The organism is Arthrobacter sp. TJ-266, from assembly GCF_058269115.1.
This window is the reverse complement of record NZ_JBZCNC010000002.1, coordinates 1-12,522: the sequence shown is the minus strand read 5'-3', so window position 1 is coordinate 12,522 and position 12,522 is coordinate 1. Positions and strand designations below refer to the sequence as shown.

13 protein-coding genes, 1 other RNA gene and 1 pseudogene are annotated in these 12,522 nt (G+C 67.2%); 1 reads left to right on the top strand and 14 read right to left on the bottom strand.

The window, feature by feature from the left end; genetic code table 11:
• From ssrA to AC4D12_RS04795, 14 genes are all read right to left on the bottom strand, one after another.
• Nucleotides 1–368: a transfer-messenger RNA gene (gene ssrA, locus AC4D12_RS04860) on the bottom strand.
• Between the two features lie 113 nt (nt 369–481).
• Complete coding sequence (locus AC4D12_RS04855; protein WP_490948798.1) at nt 482–868, bottom strand: hypothetical protein; 387 nt, start codon at nt 866–868, stop codon at nt 482–484.
• Nucleotides 865–1,338, bottom strand: a complete 474-nt coding sequence (gene smpB / locus AC4D12_RS04850) for an SsrA-binding protein SmpB (RefSeq protein WP_105030166.1) — start codon at nt 1,336–1,338, stop codon at nt 865–867. The genes AC4D12_RS04855 and smpB overlap by 4 nt, the downstream gene beginning before the upstream one ends.
• Before the next feature lie 71 nt (nt 1,339–1,409).
• Complete coding sequence (locus AC4D12_RS04845) at nt 1,410–3,026, bottom strand: peptidoglycan DD-metalloendopeptidase family protein (protein WP_490948797.1); 1,617 nt, start codon at nt 3,024–3,026, stop codon at nt 1,410–1,412.
• A gap of 4 nt (nt 3,027–3,030) precedes the next feature.
• Nucleotides 3,031–3,945, bottom strand: coding sequence for a permease-like cell division protein FtsX (gene ftsX, locus AC4D12_RS04840; protein WP_490948796.1), 915 nt, complete (start codon nt 3,943–3,945; stop codon nt 3,031–3,033).
• A complete protein-coding gene (gene ftsE, locus AC4D12_RS04835) occupies nt 3,942–4,646 on the bottom strand; it encodes a cell division ATP-binding protein FtsE (RefSeq protein WP_490948795.1) in 705 nt (234 codons plus the stop codon). Before ftsE ends, ftsX begins: the two co-directional genes overlap by 4 nt.
• Before the next feature lie 184 nt (nt 4,647–4,830).
• A complete protein-coding gene (prfB, locus tag AC4D12_RS04830) occupies nt 4,831–5,946 on the bottom strand; it encodes a peptide chain release factor 2 (RefSeq protein WP_490948794.1) in 1,116 nt (371 codons plus the stop codon).
• 46 nt (nt 5,947–5,992) lie between these two features.
• The gene (locus AC4D12_RS04825; protein WP_490948793.1) at nt 5,993–6,403 is read right to left on the bottom strand and encodes a pilus assembly protein TadG-related protein; all 411 of its coding nucleotides are present in this window, start codon (nt 6,401–6,403) and stop codon (nt 5,993–5,995) included.
• Nucleotides 6,404–6,497: 94 nt separating this feature from the next.
• Nucleotides 6,498–7,010 carry a hypothetical protein gene (locus AC4D12_RS04820; RefSeq protein WP_490948792.1) on the bottom strand — a complete coding sequence of 171 codons (513 nt, stop codon included), beginning with the start codon at nt 7,008–7,010 and terminating at the stop codon, nt 6,498–6,500.
• Complete coding sequence (locus tag AC4D12_RS04815) at nt 6,991–7,338, bottom strand: TadE family protein (RefSeq protein ID WP_490948791.1); 348 nt, start codon at nt 7,336–7,338, stop codon at nt 6,991–6,993. Before AC4D12_RS04815 ends, AC4D12_RS04820 begins: the two co-directional genes overlap by 20 nt.
• 75 nt (nt 7,339–7,413) lie before the next feature.
• Entirely contained in the window at nt 7,414–7,629 is a 216-nt protein-coding gene (locus tag AC4D12_RS04810) for a hypothetical protein (RefSeq protein ID WP_490948790.1), read from the bottom strand.
• 38 nt (nt 7,630–7,667) lie between these two features.
• A complete protein-coding gene (locus AC4D12_RS04805; protein WP_490948789.1) occupies nt 7,668–8,609 on the bottom strand; it encodes a type II secretion system F family protein in 942 nt (313 codons plus the stop codon).
• Nucleotides 8,606–9,463 (bottom strand): type II secretion system F family protein, encoded by an 858-nt coding sequence (locus AC4D12_RS04800; RefSeq protein ID WP_490948788.1) that lies wholly within the window; start codon nt 9,461–9,463, stop codon nt 8,606–8,608. The genes AC4D12_RS04805 and AC4D12_RS04800 overlap by 4 nt, the downstream gene beginning before the upstream one ends.
• Nucleotides 9,460–10,686, bottom strand: a complete 1,227-nt coding sequence (locus AC4D12_RS04795) for a TadA family conjugal transfer-associated ATPase (RefSeq protein WP_490948787.1) — start codon at nt 10,684–10,686, stop codon at nt 9,460–9,462. Before AC4D12_RS04795 ends, AC4D12_RS04800 begins: the two co-directional genes overlap by 4 nt.
• A gap of 318 nt (nt 10,687–11,004) precedes the next feature.
• Here AC4D12_RS04795 and AC4D12_RS04790 point away from each other — a divergent pair.
• Nucleotides 11,005–12,522: pseudogene (locus AC4D12_RS04790) on the top strand (hypothetical protein); the annotation flags it as partial.

The window sequence follows — 12,522 nt, the reverse complement described above, 5'->3', positions numbered from 1 at the left end:
GGGTGGAGATGGCGGGAATTGAACCCGCGTCCGATGCAGTGTTGTCAGGGCTTCTCCGGGCGCAGTTCGCGTCGGTTTTTCTCGGCTTCAGCCATCGTGCGAACGAGTGGCTGCCAAGCCCAGTTGTATAAGAGTCCCCCCGATCCCTACAACGAGGATCGGGAGCAGTGGCCCTCTAAATGACGCCAGGATCCGGGGCGAGAGCACACCCGGTCTGACGGACTAGTCAGGCTGCTTAGGCAGCGAGAGCGAAGTCAGTGCGCTTTTGTTCGGCACTTATTGTTTTACAAGGAGCGTTTACGAGATAACCCTGTATCCTCGGCCCGCTTCCCCTGTCGCGACTAACATCGTCGAAACCTGTCATCCCCGTGTTCAGTTATCAAGGTGGTGCTGCGACGCGAACGCCACTCGACAAGTCTAGCGCACTTGCTCCACGACGTTCATGCCGGCACCTGGCGACGCACGTCGCTGCTCCCCGCCGTCATCCCTGCTGACCGAAGGTGATCCCCAGGACCACGACGGGTGCCTGCCAGAGGCGTACGACGACGAACGCCAGCGTGACGAAGGCAATCCCGAGGCCGGCGAGTGCCGTGGTGGCCGCCTGCCGCCGCCGGAAGCTCCACCAGAAGATCGCTACGTTGAGCAGGAGCATGACGGGCGAGATCCACACGAGCACCTGCGCGAAGTAGATGTAGACGAGGAAGACGAACGGGATCAGCGACAGGATGCCGACCGGCACCACGACGAGCAGCATGACCAGGTCCACGACGGCGCCGACCGTGACCCACCACGGGCGCTCGTAGGTCAGCTCCGAGGGCTCGATCTCCTCGTCGTCCTCGTCCTGGGCGTCCCAGAAGACATCACTCACGCCCCGAGGTTCTTCTCGCGCATGGCGCGCAGCGCCTCCCGGTTGTCCTGCTTCTCCCGCAGCGTCTGACGCTTGTCGTAGTCGCGCTTGCCACGTGCGACGGCGATCTCGACCTTCGCCCGGCCGTTGAGGAAGTAGAGCTGAAGAGGCACCAGGGTGAACCCTGATTCGCGGATCTTCTGCGAGATCTTCGTCAGCTCCTCGCGGTGCAGCAGGAGCTTCCGCCGGCGACGGGCAGCGTGGTTGGTCCAGCTGCCCTGCGAGTACTCAGAGATGTGAATACCCTCGAGCCACAGCTCGTCCCCGTAGAAGATGGCGTAGCCGTCGATCAGCGAGGCGCGTCCGGCCCGCAGCGACTTCACCTCGGTACCCATCAGGGCGATGCCGGCCTCGTAGGTGTCGAGGACCGCGTAGTCGTGGAAGGCCTTCCGATTGGTGGCCACAACCTTCCGGCCACTTTCCTTCGGCACGGCACAACTCCTTCTCGCGACACTGCTGCGGACGGCGGCCCGCTGGTGGACAGTGCCTTCCATCCTACGACCTAGAGCAAACCGAGCGGATCCACCAGGGTGCCGTTGAGCATGGTCTCGAAGTGGAGGTGGCAGCCGGTGGAATTACCCGTGGTGCCGGTGTAGCCGATGAGCTGACCGGCGCTCACGCGCTGGCCCACCGACACGATGTAGCTCGTGAGGTGGTAGTAGTTCGTGGCGAGCGCGTTGCCGCCGACGACACCGTGGCTGATGACGATCCTGTTGCCCGCACCGGGCAGCACGTTCGAGTCCGCGTACCAGACCTCGCCCGCCGCCGGCGCGTAGAGGGCCGTTCCGCACCCCACTCCGTAGTCGATGCCGGTGTGCATGTACCCGCCGGAACCGTTGAAGTCGATCGTCCCGATCGGCGTGGGCCTCCAGCCGAATCCCGAGCTGATCGGCGCATTGACCGGCGGGCGGAGGCCGAAGGAACTGGGCGGCGACGGCTGGGAGACGGGCGGGGCAACGAAGGGGGGCGGCGCCGGAGCGGGCACGAAGGGCGGCTCGACGTCCGGGACCACCGCGGGCGGAGCAGGTCTGTTCGCCGCTGCTGCCTCGTCGGCCAGGCGCTGCGTCTCCGCTGCGGCGATGCGATCGTTCTCGGCCTGCTGGCGTGCGCGCTCCTCCGCTGCAGCTGCGTCAGCGACGCGCTTCTGCTCGGCAGCCGCTGCGGCTGCCTGTCGCGCTTCCTCCGCCTTCCGGGCTTCCTCCGCCTTCCGCGCCTCCTCGGCCTTTCGCGCCTCCTCGATGAGGCGGCGCTGACGCTCGGCGATGTCCGCGTTGTTCTGCTGCTGGGCCTGCTCCACGCCGGCGAGCTCCGCCTCGATCACGGGCTTCTGCGCCTGCAGCTTCTCGGACAGCGCCGTGGTGTCGGCCACGAGCTTGTCCACCTTGGCCTTTTCCCCTGCGGCGGCGTCGCGTGCGGACTGCTCGGCGGCCAGCGCCTCCTCGGCCCGTTCCTTCAGCCGGGTGATCTCCGCCTCGACGGCAACCAGGCGGGCCTGGATGTTCGCGTTCGTGGCGTTCTGCTCCGAGAGGCGCTCCATCGCGGCGTTCTGGCTCCGCAGCGCCTGGTCCACCATGTCCATCGACTCCGTGAAGTCCTCGACGCCCTCGGCACCGAGGAGCAGGGAGACGTTCGTCGGGACCCCGCCGTTCTTGTAGGCCTCCGTGGCGATCTGGCCGATGACCTCGCGGGTCTCCTCCATCTGCTGCTGATCGACGCGCAGTTCCTCGGTGATCTTGTTCTTGGTCTCCTGGGCCAGGTCCACGCGGACCGAGAGTGCACTCACCTCGCCGGCGGCGGTCTCGACCCTGCCCTGCGCGTCCGCGAGCGACTGCTGCGCCGCGGGTAACTGGCCCTGATAGGCCTTGAGCTGCCCGATGGTCTCCGCGATGTCGGAATCGAGGTACTCCAGCGACTGCTGCACCTGGGCGATCTCGTTCTCGAGGGCATTGCGCTTGTCGTCGAGCTCGTCAGCGGCAACGGGTGTCGAGAGACCCATCGTCAGGGCGACGACGAGCGCGATCGAGCCTCCCGCCGTCGTCCGCACGGTCAACGCCCGTTTGTCCTGCCGCGCCCACCAGTCTCCTGGCGAGCGCGCGTGTCCCCTGGCGCTGAGCGGCATGGCATTAGACCTTTACATATCGTCGGAGTGTGAGCAGGGATGAGAGTCCTGCGAGCACGGCTCCGAGCAGTATAAGGGCGGGGACGAGGATCAGCACCTGCTGCGAGGAGATGAAGGCGGTCTGCGGGAACGTGTTCACCAGCCAGCCGTCGATCACGAAGCGGGATGCACCCCACAGCGTCGCCGACGCGAGGACGGCCCCGATCACGGCCGCGATCACTCCCTCGAGCACGAACGGCAGCTGGATCACGGCCTTCGACGCCCCGACCAGTCGCATGATGCCCGTCTCACGGCGGCGGCTGAAGGCCGACAGCCGGATGGTCGTGGCGATCAGCAGGATGGCGCAGAACGTCATGATGCCCGCGATCACGAGAGCCACCACCGAGGCCCAGTTCATGTACCGGAAGATGGCCTCGAGGAAGGTGCGCTGGTCGCTCACGGCGTCGACGCCGGGCTCTGACGAGAAGGCCTCGTCGATCACCTCGTACTTCTCGGCGTCGACCATACTGACGCGGAAGGACTCCGGCAGCTGGTCCGCCGTCACCGAATCGACGATCGGGGAATTGGCGAACTGGTCGCGGAAGTGGCCGAGGGCCTCCTCCTGCGATTCGTAGGTGACGGTGTCGACATAGGGGGCGAACTGCTCGGACTCGAGGGTGGTCCGGATCGTCTCGCGCTGCTCGTCCGTCACAGGACCCGCAGCGCAGCTGGTCTGCGAGGAGTTGTCGACGCAGAGGTAGATGGTCACCTGCACGCGGTCGTACCAGTACCCCTTCATCTGGTTGATCTGCAACTGGAAGAGGCCTGCGGCACCCACGAAGGTGAGCGAGATGAAGGTCACCAGGATCACCGAGGTCACCATGGAGAGGTTGCGTCGGAGACCGGAGCCGATCTCCGAGAGGATGAAGGCGAGCCTCATTCGGCCAGCACTCCGGGCTCGCCCACGTAGATTCCCTGCGCGTCGTCGCGCACCACCGACCCGGCCCGCAGCTCCACCACGCGCTTGCGCATCGTGTTCACGATGTCGTCGTCGTGCGTGGCCATGACCACCGTGGTGCCGTTCTGGTTGATCCTGTCGAGGACCTTCATGATCCCCATCGACGTCGTCGGGTCGAGGTTGCCGGTCGGTTCATCGGCCAGGAGGATCCCGGGGCGGTTGACGATGGCGCGAGCGATCGCGACGCGCTGCTGCTCACCGCCGGAGAGTTCGTGCGGCATGCGGTTGTTCTTACCCTCGAGGCCCACCGTCGCGAGGACGTCGGGCACGGTCTCGCGGATGACGGCCCGACTCCTGCCGATGACCTGCATGGCGAAGGCGACGTTCGCGAACACGGTCTTGTTGGGCAGGAGGCGGAAATCCTGGAAGACGACGCCGATCCCCCGGCGGAGGCGCGGTACGCGCCAGCTGGGGATGTTGGCCACGTTCTGCCCGGCGACGTACACCGCACCGCTCGTCGCGCGGTCCTCCTTGAGGACCAGGCGGATGAACGTGGATTTTCCCGAGCCGGAGGCGCCGACCAGAAAGACGAACTCGCCACGGTCTACGTCGAGTGAGACGGACTCGAGGGCCGGTTGCGATTTCTGGTCGTAGGTCTTCGTGACGCTGTCGAATCTGATCATGATCACTCTGCGCCCATGGAACTGCGCCGGGCACGGGCATTTGATGGGGGAAAGGGAGCCGCGGCTGTTCCGACTATAACGACGGCGTCACGGCGAGGGCCGTAGTCGGGGGGTGTGTCGTCGTGCGCCGGGGGTCGCCCACGCCGTGGTCCGCCGTCATTGCTGGTGATGCGCTGCGTGATGCCTAGGCGGTGTCGTTCCTGTTGTTGGTCCGCCACCGGATACCCGCGTCGATGAAGTCGTCGATCTCGCCGTCGAACACCGACGAGGTGTTCCCCACCTCGTGGTTCGTCCGGAGGTCCTTCACCATCTGGTACGGGTTCAGCACGTAGGACCGCATCTGGTCCCCCCAGGACGCCTTGACGTCGCCCGCGAACGCCTTCTTCTCGGCGTCCTCCTGCTCCTTCTTGAGCAGCAGCAGGCGCGACTGCAGCACCCGCATGGCCGCTGCCCTGTTCTGGATCTGGGACTTCTCGTTCTGCATCGAGACGACCGTGCCGGTGGGGAGGTGTGTCAGCCGGACGGCGGAGTCGGTCGTGTTGACCGACTGCCCTCCTGGGCCCGAGGAGCGGAACACATCGACGCGGATCTCGTTGTCCGGCACCTCGATCACGTCCGTCTGCTCGATCAGCGGGATGACCTCGACGGCGGCGAAGGAGGTCTGGCGGCGGCCCTGGTTGTCGAAGGGACTGATTCGGACGAGGCGGTGCGTTCCCGCCTCGACCGAGAGGGTCCCGAACGCGTAGGGCGCCTTGACCTCGAACGTCGCGGACTTCAGGCCGGCCTCCTCCGCGTAGGAGGTGTCCAGCACCTGCGTGGGGTACCCGTGGCGCTCGGCCCACCGCAGGTACATGCGCAGGAGCATCTCGGCGAAGTCGGCGGCGTCCACTCCCCCCGCGCCCGACCGGATGGTCACGACCGCCTCACGCTCGTCCCATTCGCCGGCCAGCAGCGTGACGACCTCGAGGTCGTCGAGGGACTTCCCCAGCGAGATCAGCTCCTTCTCGGCCTCCGCCATGGAGTCGTCGTCGTGCTCGTCCTGCCCGAGTTCGACGAGCACCTCGAGGTCGTCGATCCGGCTCTCGAGTGTCTCTAGGCGCTCGAGCGCGGACTGGCGGTGCGAGAGTTTCGAGGTGACCTTCTGGGCCGCGGCGGGATCGTCCCAGAGGTCGGGGGCGCCTGCTTCCTCGCTCAGTTCCTCGATGTCCTTACGGATGCCTTCGACGTCCGACACCTGCTCGATGGACTGGTACTTGGCGCGGAGTGCGCGGATCTCAGCGGGAAAATCAGTGGCTGCCATGGTTGTTCCAGCCTACGTCATGGCCTTCGAGGCCCCGATCGTGGTGTCATCGGGTCAGCTCGGCACGGGCGTCCGACTGCGCGACGATCGGTATGCCATCGGGAACGAGGAAGTTGACGATCGGCGGCCGCACGACGGCGGTCAGGACCACGCGGGCGGTCCGGCCGTCAGGCGCTCCTGTGGACGGATCCACGGCGAGTTGCTCGAACCGCGCGTCCGCTCCGACGGCTGTGAGGTACCCGGCGGTGGAGCGCTCGACGCCGGAATCCTGCAGCGCCGGAAGGGGCGTCGCGGCTCCGTCACCCGTGCCCACGCCGATGCTGTACTCGTCAGCAGCCGCGAGGGCTGCGCCGTCCGCCGCGGACAACAGCTTCTTGTGCTCTATGTAGACGGCGGACACCGCGAGCACCACGGTGACGACCAGCAGGGAGACGAGCAGATAGCCGATGATCAGCACACCGACCTGTCCGCTCTCCGCGTCATCGCGGTCGCACAGTATGGCCGGGCAGCTCGTGGCAGGACAATTTCGCGCCTTCATCGTCCGGCCGCCGTCACCCGAAGCGCTCGACGATCTGCGTCGCCGCCGAATCGACCGTGGCGGCCGAGGGATACGATCCTGCGATCGCGGGGATGAGCGGCAGCGGAACCTCGAGGGCCACGGTCACGGTCACGGACGAGCCCGGTGCGAGACACTCGTCGCTGCAGCTGATGGCGACGTCCACCTGGTCCTGCGTGAATCCGAAATCGGCGAGGGCGACGGCGACCGCCTCGCGTGCCCGGGCGTCGGCCTCCTCCGGGCCGGAAGCATCGACGTACACTTTCGCAGCCTGATCGGCAGCGCCGACGACGGCGAAGGAGCCACCCTGCAGCTGCCCCACCGTCAGCACGAGGTAGACCACCGGGACGAGGAGCAGCACGCCGAGGAACACGAACTCGACGACGGCGCTGCCTTCCTCGGCGATCGCCGCGAGCCGTAGTGACCTGCGGCGCGTCGCTGTGTCGATACCCGGAGCGGCCCCGCTCGGGTTCCGCGCGCGGGAACGCTCACGACGGGAGGGCAGCATGGCCTCGCACCTCCATCACACCGCCGGGCCCGACGAGCCCGATCACGGGCAGGGGTGCGCGGACCATGACTTCGAGGGTCTCGACCCCGCCGACCGAACTGGTTCCGACGGTCACGTCGGAACCGTACGCATCCGCGAGGGACCCGCGGATCAGATCGGACGTCCGTCCGACGGCGTCCTGCGGGGTGCGGTCCGCCAGCGTCCCGTACCGTGCGCCGGACGCCGCGGCGTCGATGAGCGTGTTCCGCACGTGGAGCACCAGCGTGAGCTGGATGATGGCGATGAAGATGACCGTGAGCAGACCACCGATCAAGGCGAAGTCGACCACCGCCGCCCCTCGTTCCCCGTCATCCCCCGAGCGCGGAGCAGCCCGCTGGGCCCGGGCACGTGATGCGAGTGTCACCTAGGGCGAGACCTGGTCGATCGCCTGGTTGAACAGTCCTTCGAGGGCGGGCCCTGCTATCGCGAGCAGCGCAGCAACGAGAACCGCCGACATGAGCGTGATCATGACCCATCCCGGGACGTCACCGCGCTCCGGGTCCTCCCCTCCTCTGACGAGGGAGGTCAGGACGGCGAGGATCAGGACGGCGATGCGGATGATGGTGGTTCGGATCTTCATGGAAGGTCCCCCTGGTTGTTGTGGACAGCGTGCATTGGTCAGAAACCCAGATTGATGAGAGCGATGCCGGGGTAGACGGCGAACAGGACGGTCAGTGGAAGGACCCCGAAGACGAGTGGGACCATCATCGCGATCTCCTTCTTCCCGGCGGACTCCATGAGGTCGCGCTTGGCGAGATCACGGACGTCCTGAGCCTGGGCACGAAGGACGTCGGCGAGCGGCGTCCCGCGTTGGACGGCAACCGTGATCCCGTCGACGAACCGCGCGAGCGGGGCCAGACGGGTGCGGTGCGAGAAGTCCTGCAGTGCGTCGACCAGGGGCTTCCCGGCGCGGGTCGCCGCCAGGACCAGACCGAATTCCCGCGCGAGCTCTCCGTGCGCCGTCCTGCAAATGCGTTCGAGTGCTCCCGTGGTGCTCTCGCCCGCGGACACGGCAAGCGCCATCAGCTCCGCCAGACTGGGGAACTCGGCGAGCATCCGTGCCTCACGGCGGCGGATGTCGGCGGACAGGACGTAGTCGCGTCCGACGAAGCCCATGACGGCGCAGCCGAGGATGATGACGACGGCCAGCGGCACGTTGACGGAACCCGCAGCCGCCAGAAGCACCATCACCAGCGTGGACGCCGCGAGGCCCGCCGCGGCCCAGAGCAGCTGCTGGGCGCGGAAGTCCGTGGTGCTCTGTCCCCGTCCGGCCTGCGCGAGGCGACGCGCCAGCGTGGCCGCTGCAGGATTGAAGCGGTGCGACCAGGTGACGAGGTCCACCAGGAGGGGCCGGACGATGCGACCCAGCGGCCCGAACGGCGTGACGTCCGCATTCGTCTCGGCGAGCAGACGCGACTGCACGTCCACCGCGCGGAGCTGTGGCGCGATCCGCTCGGTCAGGGACACCGGACGCATGGGAGGCAGTCGCACTACGACGAGCCACAGTCCTGCACCGAGCACCACGCCGCACAGGGCCGCGATGGCCAGCACCGGGGTCATCGCAACACCCGCTCGTCCTCGGGCAGCGCCCCTATGCGCAGCATCACGCGATAGCAGACCACCGAGACGAGGAGACCTCCGAGGAGGACGGCAGCCCCTGCGGCGGAGTTGTAGGCACGGACGGCCTCGGGGCGGGTCGCGAGGAGCATGAGCACGAGCCAGGGAGCTGCGACCGCCAGGCGAGCTGCGTTGACGGTCCAGGACTGACGCGCCTCGAGTTCACTCCGTGTCCGTGCGGCATCGCGGAGGAACTCCGACAGCGTGCCGAGCAGGCGCCCGAGGTCGGACCCACCAACCTCCCTGGTCATACGGAGGGCCTCGACGATGCGATCGGCAACGGGGTCGGCGAGGCGCTCCTTGAGCCGGGTGAGGGCGTCGTCGAACCGTCCGCCTGCGCGGTAGTCCGCACCGAACGCGCGGAAGGCGGGCCGCAGCTCGAGGGGACCCTTGTCGCCGAGCTGCATCAGCGCCTCGGGGAGGGACAGGCCCGCGCGGATGGCGGAACGAAGATGATCCACGACGTCGGGCCACAGCTCGCGGAGGGAAGCCGTGCGCTTCGCGGCCCGCCACCGGACGACAGTGAAGGGGAGGAAGCCGCCGAAGAGGGCGAAACACAGGGCGATCGGCACCGACGCGGTGAGCACGAACCCGGCCAGCAGCACGAAGGAGCCCACCGCGATGCACGATCCGATCAGACCTGTGGACGAGACGCGTTCGATCCCTGCACGCAACAGGAGGTCGTCCAGGCGGTGTCGCCGCACCTGCTCGGCCCGCGCACGTTCAGGGCGCTCCCAGAAGGACCACCAGATGAGAAACAAGCCGGCTCCGAGCGCGATCCCGAGGGCGGTGCTCACGCCCTGGCCCCCAGGAGGGCCGAGACGTCCACCCCGGCCGCGGCGAACTTCTCCTCGGACGGCATCCCGGTGGCGGTCAGTTCGAGCACACCGTCGACACGCTTGAACACGGTCGAGGATTCGATGACGCCGTTCTCGACCCTCCGGCCAAGGGCCATGATCTCCATGACACGCCGCTGGCCACTGGAGAGCCGGGCGCAGTGCACGACGAGATCGATGCATGACGCCACGGTCGGCACGACGAAGCTGCTCGAGATGTTCTCACCCGCGAGAAGCGGCAGGGTGCAGATCTTGGTGATGGCGTCGTGTGCGTTGTTCGCATGGACACTGCACATCCCCGGCAGCCCGCTGTTCAGGGCGATGAGCATGTCCAGACTCTCCGCTTCGCGGACCTCACCGACGATGAGACGGTCCGGCCGCATGCGTAGCGCCTCCTTCACCAGCCGACGCAGCGGTATCTCGCCGTGTCCCTCGAGGTTCGGCTGACGACACTGGAGACCGACCACATCCCGCAGGGGCAATTGCAGTTCGAAGATCTCCTCGACCGTGATCACGCGTTCGCGGGGACCGATCGATGCTCCCAGGCAATTGAGCAAGGTGGTCTTGCCGGCTTGCGTGGCACCCGACACGAGGATGTTGAGGCCGCTCGCGACCGCCGCGTGCAGGAATCGTGCGGCCTGGGGGGAGAGCGAACCGAGTTCGACCAGGTGTTCGAGTCTCGACGCGCGTGCGATGAACTTCCTGATGTTGACGGACCAGTGGTTCCTCGTGACATCGGGGATCACGACGTGCAGACGCGAGCCGTCGGGCAGCGACGCGTCGACGAAGGGCGAGGAGAGGTCGAGGCGGCGGCCGGAGGACTTAAGCATCTTCTCCACGAGGTCGCGGACCTGCTGGTCGCTGAGCGAGAGAGCAGTGAGCTCCGACTCCCCGTTCCGGGCGACGTACACCTCGGACGGCGCGTTGATCCAGATCTCCTCGACGGTGGGATCATCGAGGAGAGGCTGCAAGGCCCCGAAGCCCGCGACGGCGTCATACACCTGCTTGCGGGCGAGATCTCCCCGGCCCAGCGGAGGCAGAACGCCGAGGAGCGCCCTGTCCTCGTAGTCGGCAACGGCGTCCCGCACGAGCGACTGCACTTCGACCACCTGGCGTGCAGGGTCGAGGCCACGCCGGCGGATGAGCTCACGCACCTCGTCCTCGACCAGTCGCACAGCATCCATACGTATCCCCCGTGTGCATTCCCGCGGTCATGACAACGGCGGATCGGAGCCGATCGGCTCGTGACTCCCTCACAATATAGAGCGCACACGCGCCTGCCCAGACGTGCTCGTCGGGTGTGCATAACCACATGCACCGGACGCTGAGACCCACGCCACCCCCGCACACCCACGACACGCCGCTGTAAATACCGCGACACGCGCAGGTTTTACCTAGTATTCCGCCTTCACATCCGAAACGTTCGTCACACTGGTAACACGAATGTAGGCTGCACGGGATTTCACACGCTGGCTAACGCCCGGATTCTGCTGGAGAAACCCGTGACCTTGCCTTTCCCCGTTCGGCTCCTGTGCGCCGCGGTCCTGTCCATCGGTCTCTTGGGCGGTGCAGTTCCCGCGGTGGCGCTGCAGACGGCGCCCCCACCGCCGACCCAGGCGACCTCGGCGCCCACCGGAACGAGCGGAACCGCACCGTCGCCGTCGCCGTCGCCGTCCCAGACTCCGGTCGCCGAAGTATCGGACACACAGACAGCGGCGCCGACGTCGACCGTCACGGATCCTGCCGACGCGGGCCGGCCGGCACCGGCCGCCGGGCAGGCGACGACCGCTCCCGGCTCGGGACCCTCCCAGGACAAGATCACGTCCTTCGTTCCCGACCTCTCGTGGAACCCCCTGGCGGATCCGAACTCCGACGCCCGCTACGGGGAGCACTTCGCGGAGCCCATCACGCCCCTCAAGGCACCCACGCTGAACAACGACGCGGCCGGTCTGGCCGCCATCGCTCCGCGCTCCGGCGTCTTCAGGATCACGCTCGTGACGGTGCAGCTCGCCGACAAGACCGTCGCGGACACGGACGCCATCAACATGAACGCCGCGCGAGGTTCCATCACGAAGGCGAGCGAGTTCTGGAACACGATGTCCGCGGGGCGGCTGTCCCTCACGAAGGTCGACGAACGACGACACAAGTCAGCCGCCCGATCGACGGATTCCTACACCACGATCATGGCGACCGTCACGCGCGAACTGAACTGGCAGACGCGACCGTACGAATCACTCTTCGTCTTCGTTCCGCACGCGGACCTCAAGTACGGCAACGGGGGCGGAATCCTGGGCGGTGGCTTCACGGACGGCCCCACGAGTGGCCGGATCCTCATGCCCTACCCCTCGGCACTCACCAACAATGTCGTGGCGCACGAATTCGGCCACGTACTCGGCCTGCACCACGCCAACTCCCTCGTCTGCTCCAACGCGCGGTCGGACGTCCCCCGCTCCGGGGGCTCGTGGGCGGACCCCGCCTGCTACTCCTCCGAGTACAGCGACCTCACCGACCTCATGGGGTTCGCGCAGACCAGCACCCCGCCCATCAACGCCTTCCTCTGGGAATACGGAGGCTTCGGACGCGGCGACGAGATCCTCAACATGGGAACCGTTTCTTCGACAAGGACCGTGACACTCCGCCCGTGGTCGGGCACCGCGTCCAACAGGGCCGCCCGCTTCACCGATCCGACGAGCGGCGAGGTGTACTACCTGGAACTGCGTGCACCGGTCGGCTTCGACTCGGCGACCGCAATCGGAGGCAACCGGGGCGTGAAGATCACGAAGAAGGACATCCTCGGATGGAGCGGCAATGCGTCGATCGTGCTGACCCCGAACAGCACGCGCTCAGGGTGGGGGAACTCGTCGCTCACCTGGCAGCAGGGTCAGACCTTCACGACCCACGGTGGCACCCAGGTACGCATCAACTCCGTGAGCAACGAGGCGGCGACCGTCACCATCGCCGGTCCGGAGTCCACCACGTCGGCGGCTGGGGCGGCGATCGCGGCGGTCGCGGCCCGCACC

Coding starts and splice junctions, on each gene's coding strand:
- AC4D12_RS04805 (WP_490948789.1), bottom strand. CDS start 8,609: ATGACCCCGGTGCTGGCCATCGCGGCCCTGTGCGGCGTGGTGCTCGGT.
- ftsX (WP_490948796.1), bottom strand. CDS start 3,945: ATGAGGCTCGCCTTCATCCTCTCGGAGATCGGCTCCGGTCTCCGACGC.
- AC4D12_RS04795 (WP_490948787.1), bottom strand. CDS start 10,686: ATGGATGCTGTGCGACTGGTCGAGGACGAGGTGCGTGAGCTCATCCGC.
- AC4D12_RS04845 (WP_490948797.1), bottom strand. CDS start 3,026: ATGCCGCTCAGCGCCAGGGGACACGCGCGCTCGCCAGGAGACTGGTGG.
- prfB (WP_490948794.1), bottom strand. CDS start 5,946: ATGGCAGCCACTGATTTTCCCGCTGAGATCCGCGCACTCCGCGCCAAG.
- ftsE (WP_490948795.1), bottom strand. CDS start 4,646: ATGATCAGATTCGACAGCGTCACGAAGACCTACGACCAGAAATCGCAA.
- AC4D12_RS04820 (WP_490948792.1), bottom strand. CDS start 7,010: ATGCTGCCCTCCCGTCGTGAGCGTTCCCGCGCGCGGAACCCGAGCGGG.
- AC4D12_RS04810 (WP_490948790.1), bottom strand. CDS start 7,629: ATGAAGATCCGAACCACCATCATCCGCATCGCCGTCCTGATCCTCGCC.